We start from the raw sequence: 15,592 nt of genomic DNA on the forward strand, positions 1-15,592 counted from the left end.
ATAATCATGAGTAACCTAATTCCAGCCATCAAAATTAAAAGCCTAAGTTTTTATTATGGTAGTTACAAAGCTATCGAAGGTATATCATTAGATATTTATAAAAACCAAGTAACTGCACTCATTGGACCGAGTGGTTGCGGAAAATCTACCTTCATTAAAACCTTAAACCGGATTAGTGAATTAGAAGGTAAAGTCAAAGTTGAAGGAAGCATAGAATTTTATGGACAAAATATCTATGACCACCGCATTAATATTAATCGTTTGCGGCGGGAAATTGGCATGGTATTTCAAAAGCCAAATCCTTTTCCCATGAGTATCTATGAAAATGTTGCTTATGGTGTGAGAATTGCTGGTAAATGTCCCAAATTTAAATTAGATGAAATAGTGGAATCGGCGCTCAAAGGTGCAGCACTTTGGGATGAAGTGAAAGATAAACTTAACACATCTGCATTAGGTCTTTCTGGTGGACAGCAACAACGTTTATGTATTGCGCGTGCTTTAGCAGTGAAACCAAAAGTTTTATTAATGGATGAACCTTGTTCAGCCTTAGATCCTATTGCTACATTAAAAGTGGAAGAATTGATTCACAGCTTGCGATCTGAGTTAACAATAGTGATTGTGACTCATAATATGCAGCAAGCAACCCGCGTTTCTGATTTTACAGCTTTCTTTAGCACCGATGAAAGTAGGATCGGGCAAATGGTAGAATTTGGTGCTACAGGTCAAATCTTTCGTAATCCATTAGATGAGCGTACCCGTGATTATGTTGCAGGACGCTTTGGTTAATGGGATTTTAGATTTTAGATTTTAGATTTTGGATTGGGAAATATTACAGAGAATCTGGGTGAGATTTTTATCTGAGTTTTCTGATTACCTATTCTCATCCAACAGAAACCCGCCATCAAGACTGTTAATTTTCGGCAGTTAATTTTGAATTTTGATTTCCCAATTAATTAATGTGACGCACCAAGCTTTAAAATAAAGCAATGTGTGTCAAGGAGTTTTGAGCCTGTATACCAAAACCAGAATCCAAAATCCAAAATCCAAAATCCAAAATTGTTATGACTCATTCCACTGATATTCTTACCTTAGCCCGTTGGATGGCCGCTGATTTTAGTAACCAAGCGCAAGTGTTTGAAAATCCGGCTTTTTATGCCCATATTCGTGTTTGTATGCGTCCCCTCCCATATTCGTTGTTATCGGGGGTGAGTTTTTTTGTAGAACAGGCTTATGATTATATGCTCAATGACCCTTATCGGTTGCGGGTGTTGAAGTTGGTGACAGAGGATGAGAAGATTCTGATTGAAAACTACACGGTAAAAGAGGAAAAAGACTTTTTTGGTGCATCCCGTGATTTAGGAAGGTTGTATCAGTTAACGAGCGATCGCTTAGAAAAACTCTCTGGCTGTAACATGATTGTAGAGTGGACAGGGAATTGTTTTAGAGGTCACGTTGAACCAGGTAAAGGTTGCATCGTCGTCCGCAAAGGACAAAGAACTTACCTAGATAGTAAATTTGAAATTGATGGAGATAAGTTCATCAGTTGGGACAAAGGACGAGATCCAGACACCGATGAGCATCTTTGGGGTTCTGTCGCAGGTCCATTTCACTTTGTCCGCTGGGGTAATTTTGCTGATGAGGTGACAGGTGACAGTTAAGAAGTTAAAAGGGAATAGGGAATAGGGGAGGTAGGGGAAGTTAATAACCCAATCACCAATCACCAATCACCAATCACCAAAAAATTTTTTCCCAAGGTGATGCAATTTTGGAATAAAGGTGATAATATAAGTAATTGTGAGTGCGGCGACATAGCCAAGTGGTAAGGCAGAGGTCTGCAAAACCTTTATCCGGCGGTTCGAATCCGCCTGTCGCCTTAATTAGTGTTAATAAGTCTTTCTACTGTTAAACTATGCGGACAATGTTGTATACTTGGGGTTGCATGGCTAAATTAACAGCAGATATATGACAGACAAACAATTAGTCGAATTTGAGTTAGAAGATGGCAGCAAATTTTTGGTAGAGGTGGAAGAATCAGAAGATACATCTACTGCTATTGAGAAAGTGGCACTACCTTCTGGTAAGGAAATTGCCAAAGCGCAAAAAACATTTTCGGAAGCGATAGATAATATTAAGCCTGTGGTGGCTAGTCTGAATAATAAATTTAAAGATTTAGGTCCGAAAGAAATGGAAGTGAAGTTTGGTGTCAAACTCAGTGCTGATGCTGGTGCTATATTAACTTCTGTGGGTGGGGAAATTACCTTTGAAGTAACTGTTAAGTGGAGTAAAGACTAAGATTTACAGCTTCCATGTCAACAGCAAATTATTTTATAACCTTTAAAAATGCGATCGCTCGCATTTATAATAAAAACGGTAAAGTTATCGGTGCTGGTTTTTTGGTGAGTCAGTACCATCTGCTTACCTGCGATCATGTGGTGAAAACCGCTTTGGATATTAAGAATAACATACAAGAATCACCAGATGGCATTATAGAACTTGATTTTCCCCTGATTGCATCTGGACAAAAATTAAAAGCTAAAGTTGTATTTTGGCAACCTGTGAACCCAGGACAAAGTAAGGAAGATATTGCTGGGTTAGATATTGCTGGGTTACAGATAGAGGAAACTTTACCAATGGGCGTAAGTCCTATAAAACTTGTCACTACATCAGATTATTGGCAGCATAAATTCCGCATTTTTGGCTTTCCCCAAGGACATGATACTGGTGTTTGGGCTGATGGTGAACTGCGTGATGTCCAAGCTACTCGCTGGATACAGATAGAAGCAATTAAAGTTACTGGATATCAAATTGAACCGGGTTTTAGTGGTTCTCCTATTTGGGATGAAACATTACAGGGAGTTGTGGGAATGACCGTGGCCGCAGAGAAAAAGCGAGAGGGTGTGAAAGCGGCATTTATGATACCTACAACTGTGTTAGTTGAAGCTTGGAGTTTTTTAAATCAATCTATTCAGCAACCATCAATAAATTCTTCTCCCTCTTTGAGTCGAGTCCAAGAAATTAAAGCTAGGGAATTGAACAAAAGATTAGTAATTTTAGAAGGTGATTATGAAGCCGTTTATAACCAATTGAATTATACAGAAAATGCCGAAAGTCGTAATAACTTGCAGCGACAATTAAACAGGATTGAAAAGGATATGAATGATGTCGTTGAACAGTTAAAAATGATCGGGTGATCACCATTTTAAAATGATAAAATGAAAACAGATACCATATTTTACACCCTGCTTCAAAATCTCCCCAGCGTTTTATTTGAAGTTTTAGAAAAGTCACCCGCACTGGCTTCACACTACGAGTTTTCTTCTGTAGAAATCAAAGAGTTAGCACGTCGGATTGATGGCTTATTTTTGCCCAAACCAGAGTACCCAGAAGACCCGATTTATTTTGTAGAAGTACAATTTCAGAGCGATGATAATTTATACTGGAGATTAATTACAGAAGCGTTTCTTTATTTAAACCAGTATAAACCCCAAAAATCATGGCAAACTGTAGTATTGTGGGCAAATCGGGATCTTGATCCTGGTGTACCCTTAGCATATCAAACTTCACTAGCTCCTGGACAAATTCATGTAGTTTATTTAGATGAAATAGCTGATACATCATCTTCAATTGGTTTAGGAATTATTAAATTAGTGGTTTCTCCTGAAGATGAGGCTATACAAGAGGCACGAAGTTTGATTAATCTGGTAAAAAAAGCAGATGCAGAAAACAGTCGTGATCTTTTAGAATTAGTAGAGAGAATGCTGATTTACAAATTTTCATCCTATAGCCGTCAGGAGTTAGAGGCAATGTTTGGATTAACAGAATGGCAACAAACTCGATTTTATCAAGAAGTGAAGGAAGAACTTAGGGAAGAGGTTAAGGAAGAGACTAAGTTAGAAATAATTCCTAAACTGTTACATGAGGGGCTAACTATAGAACAAATTGCTCGTATCCTTGAGTTAGATATAGAAGTGGTGAGACAAGCAATCAAAAAGGAAAGTAAATAATTTCCTATGAAAAATTCTCATCTATTTGTAGGGGTTTAGCAATGATAAATCCCTACCCATCTAATCAAATAATTAAACAATTTTGACTATAAATTATGATATGGAGATTTTTTGTAATATGGCAAAACCTGATGATATTAAACTTGAGCAATTAGAAAAGAGATACGAAGATTTTAAAAATGCGATCGCTCGCATTTATCATAAAAACGGTAAAGTTATCGGTGCTGGTTTTTTGGTGAGTCAGTACCATCTGCTTACCTGCGCTCATGTGGTGACGGCCGCTTTGGGTATTATCACTAACATACAAGAATCACCAGATGGCATTATAGAACTTGATTTTCCCCTGATTGCACCTGGACAAAAATTAAAAGCTAAGGTTGTATTTTGGCAACCTGTGAACCAAGGACAAAGTAAGGAAGATATTGCTGGGTTACAGATAGAGGAAACTTTACCAATGGGCGTAAGTCCTATAAAACTTGTCACTACATCAGATTATTGGCAGCATAAATTCCGCATTTTTGGCTTTCCCCAAGGACATGATACTGGTGTTTGGGCTGATGGTGAACTGCGTGATGTTCAAGCTAATCGCTGGATACAGATAGAAGCAATTAAAGTTCCTGGATATCAAATTGAACGGGGTTTTAGTGGTTCTCCTATTTGGGATGAAACATTACAGGGAGTTGTGGGAATGGCCGTGGCCGCAGAGAAAAAGCGAGAGGGTGTGAAAGCGGCATTTATGATACCGACAACTGTGTTAGTTGAAGCTTGGAGTTTTTTAAATCTGATTAATATTTTAACTACTAATTCTGATTCAGCTATCACTTCAGCTATTCAAACAGCTTATCAGACTGGATGCTCACAAAACCCAGCGGAAAAGATACCCACTACAATAGAAGCCATTGTTCAAGATTTATATGATCTAGATAAAATCAATTTAGATCGTAAAGTCAAATTTAATCCTAACGGACATACAGCAAAGTTTTTGCAATTTTTAATCAATGATAATAATGTTCCTCATGATATATCTGAAAAATTAAAAACATGGGGTCAACAATATATAGAAAATTTTGATTCAACATATGCACACATTAAGGATGAGCTAAACCCAAATATTACACCAGAATCATACATATTAATTAAAATAGAACCATTACAAACAAAATCAAGAGCAAAAAAGCCAAAATTTAAAATTAGTGGTTGGGTTATTCCTAATATTCAAAATTATATAATAGATAGCCCATACTATCATACAATTGATATTTCTGATTCTCATGATCAAAGTTTTAAAATTGAGGATATCCCCAAAATTTTAAAGTCTCTCTTGACCAAAAAAATCAATTTTTCTCTAGAAAAACATATAAATATAGTATTTTTTCTACCTAAAGAACATCTTATTCATCCTGTTGAACAATGGGAAATAGATGATTTTGGTGAAACTAGTCATATTGGTGAGAAGTACAGAGTAATTGTTCGAGATGTGGAACGGTTAGACAAACAATATTTGAGAATCAAAAAACAACAGTGGATTGACAAATGGGATAAATTACAGAATATACAGAATATAAAGTGTAATAATTTTCAAAAAATACATGAATATGATGCTAACAATTTTTCTGCTTTTGTAAATCAAGCAATTGGTATTATTTTAAATATATTTGATGACCATATCAAAAATGATGCTGATAAAATTTCTAAAATTTTTGGTTCATTACAGAGTAATGTAATTCCTTTAGCCATTTGTCATAGAAATAAAATTTCTTTAACAGATTATCAAAATAGAGAAAATCATGATTTAAACTGCTGTAGTATTGATGAATTACTAGAAAATGTGAGAATAAACCGCTTAGAATCACGAATTAGGAGTGATAATCATCTATTAGGAAATGATGTTATTCTCATTTATGAAAATCCTCATATTTTAACACCTGAATCCTCATATTTTAACACCTGAATCCGCTTCGCTATCACAAAGTGCAAGCTTTTTGAGGATCATAGCACCTAAAACCAGGCGGGCAGCGCCGGAATGATATCAATTAATCTGCATCTCGATTTCTAGCTGATTTTGTTGATTTACCACCAGCATTGCGAACATTCATAACTTTACTCAGTAAATCAAACCAAAACGGCGCTCCCATTGCAATAGCTACACCACTGACTATCCAACCAGATAACATCGTTAATAAACTGATTATAGGTACGCCATTGATCTTCGTTGGATTCCAACCAATTTGCTCTTCTAAGTTTTCTTTTGTCCAACCTATTGGTAAACTAATTTCCTCTAAAATCTCCTTAGTGTCAAGATTTTTGAGGTTGGAAGGATCAGATTGTTGATCTATAGTTTGCACAGCTTTATAAACAATTGCTTCTCGCAAAACTGTATCTTTCGATAAGCGATCAATAATATGAAATGTATCTGCATTAGCACCAAAAGCGAGGATAATACCGATTAAAATGGCGACTCCTTTGGCATTTCGTTTGTAAACACCACCTGCTCTTTGCATAGAACTATCAAAAGAATTCTCAATTTCTCTCCGTAATATTTCAATACCTTCCTCTGTACTTTTAGCCTTGTATTGCGCTCGCTTGGCTATGTTAGCAATATTTCTCTTCATGCCATCTGGTAAGGTATCTATTAATTCTTTAATGGTTTTATGGGTTTGACTATTTTTATCTTTAAGAGTGATTTGAATTTCCTCAACAACAGTATTACTTGTATCTAGTAATTGGACAATTTCGTTCATGTTAGGTTTTAAACCACCGATGATAATTGCTTCTTCAACACTGGGAAAAATGTGTTTCTGTAAAGCTTGCAGTCGCTTCCAAGTTTCTATTAGTATGGGATTTTCATTTTCTATATTCGCCTGAAAGTTATTGATGTATTTATCCAAGCTATCCTGCATCTGACTAACGCTTGTATCTATATCAAACTTGTACTTTTTAAAATCTTCAACAATTTCTGTATATTCTGAAGTGAGAGTTGCTAAATCATCTTTAATATCCTGGGCAATATAATTTGGTAATTCTATTTCTTGGATTTGTCTGAGTGAGCGAGTTAATATTGTTTGTACTTCTTGTAACCTTTGGTTTTTAAATTTTTCTAGTCTTACTTCTGTTAGACTATGGATGATTTGTGGCAGTTGTAATTCTTCTAAAAGACTGGTAGCGAAAGTATCACTCTGAATATAAGAAGGCGCACTTTTATCTTGATTAAAAGTCTTATGATTTACCTGTGATTTAGTGATTGTTCTTCCCATCTTACTCGTTATATCACCCATAAACCAAGTTAATTTTCTTGGTAACTGAGATAAAATGCCTTTGGCTTCTTGGTTAATACTTTTAATTAAAGGATTGCTATAAATTGTGTTGACCATATCAATTATATCCTTGGCATCTGAATTTTTCACATCTCCAGCCAAGAAAATTTCGATGGATTTTTTTAAATGTACAGCACGCCATTGCAGGACTGTAGCAATCAATTCTTGAATTTCGGAAGCTAACAAGCTTAAAATCAGGTAAATAAAAATTAAACCCAGGGCGATATCTAAAATGACAGGTAGGCGCATTTCCCAAAGTCCTTCAGCGTAATTGACCAATTTAGCATTGTATTCTTTATATCATTTAATTGGCAAAAATCTTGTTAAATTGTTTAAAAAATAACTAAAAAATTTTTATGCAAAAAATTATTATTTTTCAGAGAAAACTGAGGTAATTTGGGATCTAGCCATTGCTTGTGAAAATAGTTTGTGAAGGTATGGCAAAATTGGAGATTCGCTCTGGTCTCTACGAAATCAAACCAGTGAGTAAAATGATTAGCATAGAATATGCAAGAAGGACGCTATATTGGAACTCATCTAGAAAAACAGCATCGCACCTCTGGCAGATGGATTGATGGAGTATGGCTAATATTATTGCTGTTGGTAGCAATATTGCTGTTTAGTATCAATCTTGGCGGATTGCCGCTCACAGATTGGGATGAAGGGACTGTGGCACAAGTTGCTAAAGAAATTTGGCGTGCCAAAGCAGGTTCTATGCACTGGCTTTACCCTACCTTGGGAGGTGAACCATACTATAACAAGCCTCCCCTCATGCACTGGCTAATTGCTTGGGCTTACTCCCTGGGCGGTGTTAATGAATGGACAACTCGCCTACCTGGAGCTATGCTGACAGCTATTTCTGTGCCTTTGCTGTATTGTATTGGTAGAGAAATATTTCGCCTCCGTTGGGCTGCGGTTTATAGCGCCTTGATTTATCTGACGATGTTACCAGTAGTGCGTCATGGCAGATTAGCAACGCTAGATGGCGTAGTGGTAAGTTTGTTGATGGTGATGATTTTCTGTGTGTTGCGATCGCGCCGAGACTTGCGTTATTGTCTTGGTGTCGGTATCAGTTTTGGGCTGATTTGCCTAACTAAAGGCATAGTGGGCATATTTTTAGGTGCTATTGCTGTAGTTTTTCTCTTTTGGGATACACCAAGATTACTCACCAGTTACTATCTGTGGACAGGAATCTTCATCGGTATTTTACCAGTATTGGGTTGGTATGTTGCCCAACTACTGCGCTATGGTTATCCTTTCTCTCAAATTGATTTAAAGGATCAAGCCTGGAAGCAGATTGCTGCTGCTCATGGTCACCCTGAACCTATTTGGTATTATTTCCTAGAAATTCTTAAATGGACATGGCCTTGGCTGGTATTTTTACCGCAAACTCTGGGTTTTACCTGGGAAAATCGCAATTTTAGCTGGGCGAAACTCATCCTAGTTTGGATTAGTGTGTATTTACTACTTATTTCTCTGGTTAGCGTCAAACAGCCCTGGTATATTTTACCAATTTATCCTAGCTTTGCTTTGGCCTGTGGTTTCTTTTTAACTCAGACTGAGAATTGGCGTTTATTCTCATCCTATCCCCGTGCATGGATAACCAGTTTTGCAGTCTTGGCTTTGGTAGCATCTGCGGCTAGTATTTATTTGAGTTGGGGCAGTGCAGGTACAACAGACTTACAGATGATTTTGGCCGCCGTAGCTTTGACTATGACTTTAGCAGCAATTTTGGCAGAACGAGGCGATCGGCAATTTTGGCAAATTTTAATTTGGGGCAGTTATATTTCTCTGTTGTTGTTGATCAAATCTGACTACTGGATGTGGGAACTAGGAGAAGCCTATCCAGTCAAACCTGTGGCCGCAATGATAGCACGTGCCAATCCGGCAGTACAGCAAATCTACACATCTTTTCCTTACCCTCGTTCATCCTTGAATTTTTATAGCGATCGCACCATTATTCCTGCCTCCCCTGGCGACCTACAATATCATTGGCAGTATGATGTGCATCCCTATTTGCTTGTGAATGCTTCTGCTTTAGAAAATCTTAAATTCCCATCTATTCAAGTAGTGGGAAAATCCGCCGGTTGGCAATTGATTACAAAAGACACTCAGTAAATCATCCAGACAGGAGGCAGGAGGCAGGAGGCAGGGGAGGCAGGGGAAGCAGGGGAGGCAGGGGAGGCAGGGGAAGATGAATAACCCAATGCCCAGTCACCTGTCACCTGTCACCTGTAATTTTCTCACTTCCTGGAAGCAGTTCCTGGTTATAGTTTGTGCTGTCCTGAGTAATAGCAATTGTAGTAAATAAAATTGCACTTCCCATAGCTAAAGCCAACAAAAAACGTTTTGAAAGCGGCAAATCTCTAATCATCCTGGCTAAAGGTCGGCTTTGACGACGCAAAGCCGAAGAGATCAGAATTTTTTTCCAAGTAAACGGATCACGGACGTAGTGACCACTTTTACAAACTACGAGTTTTTCCTGACAATAAGGACAAGTAAATAAGCCGATATAAGTTTTAACAGGTTTAGTCCTGTTATTTCTGTGGCAAATCGGACAAGTAACATAATTATTATCAAAGGTGTGTATATTCATCTAGATCGTCCGTTTAGTCCATTTACTCTTTCTATAACAATAGCTATATTCACTAAGAAGTATGGCTGGTAGTAGGGGCAGGAAGTAGGAGGTAAGAGGCAGGAAAACGAAAAATATTACCTGTTCTCTGTTCCATCTGATAGCTGATAGTGAATACTCAATCTATCTCCCCATCACAACTACTCACTGTGATAACTAACAACTTGTATTAACTAATAATTTTCTCCTATTTCAACTATTCTGATCATAAAAATTTTAACTGCTGGTCTGAGTTAATGAAAACTGTGTAAATGAAGGATATCAACCACACTTGTCTGGTTGCTGAATCATGCCTCACAATAATAATTAACCAATAAAAAAATTAAATTTTTTCTTACATTTACCCCGGGTTTCCATGACTCTCTTGCCTCCTACACAACTGAGGAAAGTAACTCAGCCAGTTGCTTTTCCCACATCTTCTGCTCGTTTAACTCATCTGATCAATCGTCTTCAGCCATCCCCTGAAACAGTGGTGCTGTTTTTAGCCATGCTCATTGGTGGTGGTACGGGTATGGGTGTGGTAACTTTTCATTATCTCATCGAGTTGATTCATCACTTGATGCTGGAAAATTTTTTGGGACAGATAGGAGTCTGGGGTGGTTGGACTTTAGCTTGTGTTCCTACCCTGGGCGGATTAATTGTAGGTTTAATGCGTTGGCGTACTCAAGATTTTGGACCTGGACTTTCATCTTTAATTGCTTTATCTCAGGGTGGAGAAGTTAAGCAACAATTACGACCTGTTACTAAGATGATAGCTGCTGCTGTTTCTTTAGGTAGTGGTGCATCTTTGGGTCCAGAAGGTCCAAGTGTGGAAATTGGTACTAATTTTGGGGTGTTGTTATCAGATGTGCTGCAAGTTTCTCAAGAGAGACAGCGGTTGCTTTTAGGTGCTGGTGCGGCTGCTGGTTTAGCAGCTGGGTTTAATGCTCCCATTGCTGGGGTATTTTTTGCTCTAGAAGTAGTTATGGGAGCTACATCTTTTGCTACTTCTGCCGTGAGTGTGGTGTTACTTGCAGCGGTAGTAGCAGCTTTAATTGCTCAAATTGGTTTGGGTTCTCAACCTGCTTTTGCTTTACCTGCTTACCAAGTCCGTAGTCCTTTGGAACTACCGCTTTATCTGGGTTTAGGTTTGGGCGCAAGTTTAGTTGCTTTGACTTATAAACAATCTATTCATTTAGCTAAAGAGTTGTTGTCAGGACGGTTTAAAGGATTTGAATTTTTAGCCAAGATTCCTAAACCTATTCAACCAATTATTGGTGGTGCAATAGTTGGTTTAGTGGCTTTGCAATACCCACAAATTTTAGGTATTGGTTATGGAACTGTACAAGCAATGTTGCAAGATCAAGAGTTTTCCTTGAATTTGTTACTTGTACTTATAGGGTTGAAACTGCTGATGACGGCAGTTAGTTCTGCTAGTGGTTTTGTAGGTGGTTTGTTTGCGCCAGCAATGTTTCTGGGTGCATCTTTTGGATCTGCCTATGCTAAAGTTTTGGCTTTGATATTTCCCGCAGTTGCTGAATATATGGCTGCTCCTCCAGCTTATGCAATGGTGGGTATGGCCGCTGTTTTGGCGGGTAGTGTGAGAGCGCCTTTAACAGCTATTTTAATGTTGTTTGAATTAACTCGTGACTACCGAATTGTTTTACCTTTGATGGCTGCGGTGGGTTTAAGTGTCTGGTTAGTAGAAAGAATTAAACCAACTGTTAATTCTAATTCCAATCTACAACAGATTGGCCTTTCAGAATTAAAAGATGAGCAGGTGGAAATTGTACAGCAAATTTCTGTAGCAGATGCTATGCACTCTTATCCTAAAAAAATGCCGGCAAACCTTGGGGTTTTGGAGGCTGCTATGGAAATGATCCGCGATCGCTCACCCAGTGCTTTAGTCATTGATGCCAATGAACAATTAGTCGGTATTATTTCTCTGGACGATATTAACCGCACTCTTTCTCTTTGGGAAAATTACCAACATTCTCCTGGTGAAATACAGCCTAATTTTTCTAGTCAAACACTCATAGATATCTGTACCACTGACATTCTCTATGCTTGGCAAGATGAACCTTTATCTGAAGCTTTAGACCGTATGGCGCTGCGAGGTTTGCATCAGCTACCAGTGGTAGCAAGAAACAACCCCGACTGCATTTTAGGTTTACTCGAAAAAGAGCAAATCGCTTTAACTTGCAATTTAGCAGCTACGCGCAAAGCTTTACAGCACTATTTACCAATGTTGCCAACAACCGATATAGTTATTGGTCATTAGTCTTTGGTGATTAGTGATTGGTGATTGGTGATTGGGGAAGAGGTTTTTAACTGCTGACAACTGATAACCGATTGGTTAATACACAAAAATCAATAACCGAAAGTCTGGGTTTAGCATTGCTAAACCCCTACAACTGACAACTGATGTTCTAGCTGAAAACCTCTACAACTAAATTTTGATTAAGCTGTAGCTTCTTCTACTTCACCATCTTCTCTGTCTTCTGGATCTACTTGGCGTAGTCGAATATGCTTCTTGCCTAAGGTAATGATAAATTCATCTCCAGGTTTAAGATTCATCTGTTTTGTATAAGCTGAACCTATGAGTAAATTGTTGTTAGACTGCACGCTAATTCTATAGCTGGCACTGCGTCCACCACGTCCATTAGCACCTGGTGTACTGTCCAACTCAATGCCCTCGGCATCAATTAAGGCATTCAAGAATTTCATCATATTCACGCGCTCTATACCATTTTTGGTAACAGTATAGTAGCCACACTGTTTAGCTTTCTCTTCCTTGCTTTCGTTCTCTAGCTCCTTAACTTTTTGGAGCAGTTCTTCACCAACAAGGGGGTCATTTTTTTTCTGTTTAGGCATCAACTTTGGTCGGAATTAAATGATTGAAGTGGTTGAATCGATTTTATTTTAACTGATACTGAGCTAACAGGAACGGAATCCTTTATTTTTTTATCTCAGCATAGCCAAGTATATTACACTCTTATGAGAAATTGTTGCACAATTATCAATCTTGTCAAGATATTTTCTAAAATAAAATTCTGATCATGCTCAGAGAGAGATATATATAGTTTGTGAATTACTGGTAAACTGTATTTGTTTAAGTTTTTTAAAGTAACGTAAAAAAGTGGTTTGCTAAAGGAAGATGATTCTAAAGTCTTTAGTCATTAGTTATTAGTCATTGGTTATTGGTCATTAGTCATTAGTCAGGAGTTCAAGGAGTCAGGAGTCAGAATAATTTTAGATTTTAGATTTTAGATTTTAGATTGGAGTTGACAAGAACAATCCAAAATCCTTGCATCCAAAATCCTTTCATTGTATCCCTAGTCACCAGTCACCAGTCACCAGTCACCAGTCACCAGTCACCAGTCCCCAGTCCCCAGTCACCTATTCCCTGATCAATGAAATTAACCACGAGAGGACACTATAGTGTTAAGGCATTGCTGGATTTAAGTTTACAGCCGAAATATGGACCTGTATCTGTCAGAGCGATCGCTAAACGTCAAGATATTCCGGCTCCCTATTTGGAAAAGCTGCTAATAGAAATGCGCCGCGCTGGGTTAGTCAACTCAATTCGTGGCAGTGTTGGTGGCTATCAATTAGCAAGAGAACCTGCACAAATTTCTATAGGACAAATTTTAGAGGCTGCTGGGGAAAATATGACTCACATACCTCTGAACAGTCCACCACCTGCTCAAGCGGAAGATTGGGTAACTTTTACTCTGTGGCAAAGACTGAACCAAAAGTTAAAAGAAGCTTTGTATAGTATTACTCTGGCAGACCTTTATTATGATGCCCGCAGTTGGCAAGCATCTCTAGGGGAAGAAGCAAGTTTTGTAGTTTAGTCAGTTCACTGGTGACTGGTGACTGGTGACTGGGAAAGAAAATTTTAGATTTTAGATTTTAGATTTTAGATTGGAATTGACAAAAACAATCCAAAATCCAAAATCCAAAATCCAAAATAAATCACTCCTGACTCCTTGAACTCCTGACTCCTGACTAATAACTAATGACTAATAACATCTATATATTAATTATTGCGGCTTTGTTAGATTACCTAATTGGTGATCCTTGGGGTTGGCCTCATCCAGTGCGAGTGATGGGGTGGTTAATTTCTGGTTTAAGTACATTTTTGCTTAAACACTGTCAAAGTTCTCAAATACAACGTCTAGCTGGAATTGTACTTGCTATTATCCTCATTATTGGCAGCGGTTTATCTGGTTGGTTAATAGTTCAAATTGCCAGATGGTTACATCCATTGTTAGGAATTGTGGTGGAGAGCATTCTGTTAGCTAGTTGTTTTGCTCTTCATAGTTTGCGAAAAGCTGCTGTGGATGTTATCCAACCTTTAACAAAAGGTAACTTAGAATCAGCACGACAGATTTTAAGTAATTATGTAGGTCGGGATACTGAAAATCTCTCAGAAACAGAAGTTTTGCGAGCAATTCTGGAAACGGTGACGGAAAATGCTACTGATGGGGTCATGGCTCCTTTGTTTTATGCAATTGTGGGTGCATTAATACCATTGGTTGGACCTGTGCCTTTAGCACTAGCATATAAAGCCAGTAGTACCTTAGATTCAATGGTAGGTTATCGAGAAGCACCTTATACTTATATTGGTTGGTTCAGTGCTAAGTTAGAAGACTGTTTAACTTGGGTTCCTTGTCGGTTAACAGTGATGACTTTAGGGCTGTTATCAATTAAACCTTTATATGTTTGGCGTATTTGTCGTCGGGATGCTATTCAAGATCCTAGTCCTAATTCTGGTTGGAGTGAGTGCGCCTATGCTGCTATTTTAGGTGTGCAGATGGGAGGTATAAACTGGTATCGTGGAGTAGCTAAACATAAACCACTCTTGGGAGATGCTATTTATCCCATTACCCCAACTTCGATTTTCCAAGCTTTACAATTAACTCGATATTCGTTTTTATTATGGTTGGGAGTAGGAATATTTTTAATTCATAATTCATAATTCGTAAAGAAGAGAATAGGGAATAGGGAATAGGGAATAGGGAATAGATAGATTGAATTTTGAATTTATTTCTTACCAATCACCAATCACCAATCACCAATCACCAATCACCATGTCTACCAAAGTCGTTGAAATTCTCTCATCAGAAGAACTGCGTCGTACTTTAAACCGTCTTGCGTCTCAAATTGTGGAGAGGACGCGAGATTTGTCACAATTGGTACTTTTGGGTATTCATACTAGAGGTGTGCCGTTAGCCAATTTATTGGCACGTCAAATAGAAACTCTTGAAGGTATCAGTGTGGATGTTGGAGCATTAGATATTACATTTTATCGTGATGATTTAGATAAAATTGGTTTAAGAACTCCAGCGAAAACCGATATTCCTTTTGACTTGACAGGGAAAACTGTTGTTTTGGTAGATGATGTCATTTTTAAAGGTAGGACAATTCGCGCTGCTTTAAATGCAGTTAATGAGTATGGTAGACCTGAGGTTATTCGTTTAGCTGTATTAGTAGATAGGGGTCATCGGGAATTACCTATTCATCCTGATTTTTTGGGTAAAAAATTGCCTACTGCTAAGGAAGAAATTGTCAAAGTTTATTTACAAGATGAGGATGGAAGGGATGCAGTGGAGTTAATTGGTAATTGAATTTGATTGGTGATTGGTGATTGGTGA

Annotated in this window: 14 protein-coding genes and 1 tRNA gene; 12 read left to right on the plus strand and 3 right to left on the minus strand. The window is 37.9% G+C overall.

Going from position 1 to position 15,592, the window contains the following annotated elements; translation table 11 throughout:
- Positions 1-6 precede the first annotated feature (6 nt).
- The 7 genes from pstB (at position 7) to K2F26_RS00615 (ending at position 5,955) form a co-directional block, all read left to right on the plus strand.
- On the plus strand, positions 7-786 hold the full coding sequence (gene pstB / locus K2F26_RS00585; RefSeq protein WP_246605485.1) for a phosphate ABC transporter ATP-binding protein PstB: 780 nt from the start codon (positions 7-9) through the stop codon (positions 784-786).
- A 275-nt stretch (positions 787-1,061) separates the two neighbouring features.
- The gene (locus K2F26_RS00590; protein ID WP_220609955.1) at positions 1,062-1,658 is read left to right on the plus strand and encodes a chromophore lyase CpcT/CpeT; all 597 of its coding nucleotides are present in this window, start codon (positions 1,062-1,064) and stop codon (positions 1,656-1,658) included.
- 144 nt (positions 1,659-1,802) lie between these two features.
- Positions 1,803-1,874: transfer RNA gene (locus K2F26_RS00595), tRNA-Cys, on the plus strand.
- A gap of 88 nt (positions 1,875-1,962) precedes the next feature.
- Positions 1,963-2,292, plus strand: a complete 330-nt coding sequence (locus tag K2F26_RS00600) for a CU044_2847 family protein (protein ID WP_194055668.1) — start codon at positions 1,963-1,965, stop codon at positions 2,290-2,292.
- A 14-nt stretch (positions 2,293-2,306) separates the two neighbouring features.
- Positions 2,307-3,191, plus strand: a complete 885-nt coding sequence (locus K2F26_RS00605) for a trypsin-like peptidase domain-containing protein (RefSeq protein WP_220609956.1) — start codon at positions 2,307-2,309, stop codon at positions 3,189-3,191.
- A 21-nt stretch (positions 3,192-3,212) separates the two neighbouring features.
- Entirely contained in the window at positions 3,213-4,004 is a 792-nt protein-coding gene (locus tag K2F26_RS00610) for an Rpn family recombination-promoting nuclease/putative transposase (RefSeq protein WP_194055672.1), read from the plus strand.
- A 118-nt stretch (positions 4,005-4,122) separates the two neighbouring features.
- Positions 4,123-5,955, plus strand: coding sequence for a VMAP-C domain-containing protein (locus K2F26_RS00615; RefSeq protein WP_220609957.1), 1,833 nt, complete (start codon positions 4,123-4,125; stop codon positions 5,953-5,955).
- 82 nt (positions 5,956-6,037) lie between these two features.
- On the opposite strand, the gene K2F26_RS00620 is transcribed toward K2F26_RS00615, so the two are convergent.
- Positions 6,038-7,597 carry a hypothetical protein gene (locus K2F26_RS00620; RefSeq protein WP_367890320.1) on the minus strand — a complete coding sequence of 520 codons (1,560 nt, stop codon included), beginning with the start codon at positions 7,595-7,597 and terminating at the stop codon, positions 6,038-6,040.
- 228 nt (positions 7,598-7,825) lie between these two features.
- Between K2F26_RS00620 and K2F26_RS00625 the strand changes: the two genes are divergently transcribed.
- Positions 7,826-9,436, plus strand: a complete 1,611-nt coding sequence (locus tag K2F26_RS00625) for an ArnT family glycosyltransferase (protein ID WP_220609958.1) — start codon at positions 7,826-7,828, stop codon at positions 9,434-9,436.
- 103 nt (positions 9,437-9,539) lie between these two features.
- Here the strand turns inward: K2F26_RS00625 and K2F26_RS00630 are convergent, their stop codons facing one another.
- Positions 9,540-9,914 carry a hypothetical protein gene (locus tag K2F26_RS00630; protein ID WP_220609959.1) on the minus strand — a complete coding sequence of 125 codons (375 nt, stop codon included), beginning with the start codon at positions 9,912-9,914 and terminating at the stop codon, positions 9,540-9,542.
- 394 nt (positions 9,915-10,308) lie between these two features.
- Between K2F26_RS00630 and K2F26_RS00635 the strand changes: the two genes are divergently transcribed.
- On the plus strand, positions 10,309-12,213 hold the full coding sequence (locus tag K2F26_RS00635) for a chloride channel protein (RefSeq protein WP_220609960.1): 1,905 nt from the start codon (positions 10,309-10,311) through the stop codon (positions 12,211-12,213).
- 179 nt (positions 12,214-12,392) lie between these two features.
- Here K2F26_RS00635 and K2F26_RS00640 read toward each other — a convergent pair whose 3' ends face one another.
- A complete protein-coding gene (locus tag K2F26_RS00640) occupies positions 12,393-12,806 on the minus strand; it encodes an AbrB family transcriptional regulator (RefSeq protein WP_194055691.1) in 414 nt (137 codons plus the stop codon).
- A gap of 539 nt (positions 12,807-13,345) precedes the next feature.
- On the opposite strand from K2F26_RS00640, the gene K2F26_RS00645 reads away from it, so the two are divergent.
- The 3 genes from K2F26_RS00645 (at position 13,346) to pyrR (ending at position 15,565) form a co-directional block, all read left to right on the plus strand.
- Complete coding sequence (locus tag K2F26_RS00645; RefSeq protein ID WP_096571486.1) at positions 13,346-13,789, plus strand: Rrf2 family transcriptional regulator; 444 nt, start codon at positions 13,346-13,348, stop codon at positions 13,787-13,789.
- 164 nt (positions 13,790-13,953) lie between these two features.
- Positions 13,954-14,916 carry an adenosylcobinamide-phosphate synthase CbiB gene (cbiB, locus tag K2F26_RS00650; protein WP_220609961.1) on the plus strand — a complete coding sequence of 321 codons (963 nt, stop codon included), beginning with the start codon at positions 13,954-13,956 and terminating at the stop codon, positions 14,914-14,916.
- 112 nt (positions 14,917-15,028) lie between these two features.
- Positions 15,029-15,565, plus strand: a complete 537-nt coding sequence (pyrR, locus tag K2F26_RS00655) for a bifunctional pyr operon transcriptional regulator/uracil phosphoribosyltransferase PyrR (RefSeq protein ID WP_194055695.1) — start codon at positions 15,029-15,031, stop codon at positions 15,563-15,565.
- The last annotated feature ends 27 nt before the right edge of the window (positions 15,566-15,592 follow it).

Origin of the sequence: Sphaerospermopsis torques-reginae ITEP-024 (assembly GCF_019598945.1) — a bacterium.
Classification (GTDB): Bacteria; Cyanobacteriota; Cyanobacteriia; order Cyanobacteriales; family Nostocaceae; genus Sphaerospermopsis.

Excerpts from the sequence above, each read along its gene's own strand:
- pstB (WP_246605485.1), top strand. The coding sequence starts at position 7 with ATGAGTAACCTAATTCCAGCCATCAAAATTAAAAGCCTAAGTTTTTAT.
- K2F26_RS00590 (WP_220609955.1), top strand. The coding sequence starts at position 1,062 with ATGACTCATTCCACTGATATTCTTACCTTAGCCCGTTGGATGGCCGCT.
- K2F26_RS00600 (WP_194055668.1), top strand. The coding sequence starts at position 1,963 with ATGACAGACAAACAATTAGTCGAATTTGAGTTAGAAGATGGCAGCAAA.
- K2F26_RS00605 (WP_220609956.1), top strand. The coding sequence starts at position 2,307 with ATGTCAACAGCAAATTATTTTATAACCTTTAAAAATGCGATCGCTCGC.
- K2F26_RS00610 (WP_194055672.1), top strand. The coding sequence starts at position 3,213 with ATGAAAACAGATACCATATTTTACACCCTGCTTCAAAATCTCCCCAGC.
- K2F26_RS00615 (WP_220609957.1), top strand. The coding sequence starts at position 4,123 with ATGGCAAAACCTGATGATATTAAACTTGAGCAATTAGAAAAGAGATAC.
- K2F26_RS00625 (WP_220609958.1), top strand. The coding sequence starts at position 7,826 with ATGCAAGAAGGACGCTATATTGGAACTCATCTAGAAAAACAGCATCGC.
- K2F26_RS00630 (WP_220609959.1), bottom strand. The coding sequence starts at position 9,914 with ATGAATATACACACCTTTGATAATAATTATGTTACTTGTCCGATTTGC.
- K2F26_RS00635 (WP_220609960.1), top strand. The coding sequence starts at position 10,309 with ATGACTCTCTTGCCTCCTACACAACTGAGGAAAGTAACTCAGCCAGTT.
- K2F26_RS00640 (WP_194055691.1), bottom strand. The coding sequence starts at position 12,806 with ATGCCTAAACAGAAAAAAAATGACCCCCTTGTTGGTGAAGAACTGCTC.
- K2F26_RS00645 (WP_096571486.1), top strand. The coding sequence starts at position 13,346 with ATGAAATTAACCACGAGAGGACACTATAGTGTTAAGGCATTGCTGGAT.
- cbiB (WP_220609961.1), top strand. The coding sequence starts at position 13,954 with ATGACTAATAACATCTATATATTAATTATTGCGGCTTTGTTAGATTAC.
- pyrR (WP_194055695.1), top strand. The coding sequence starts at position 15,029 with ATGTCTACCAAAGTCGTTGAAATTCTCTCATCAGAAGAACTGCGTCGT.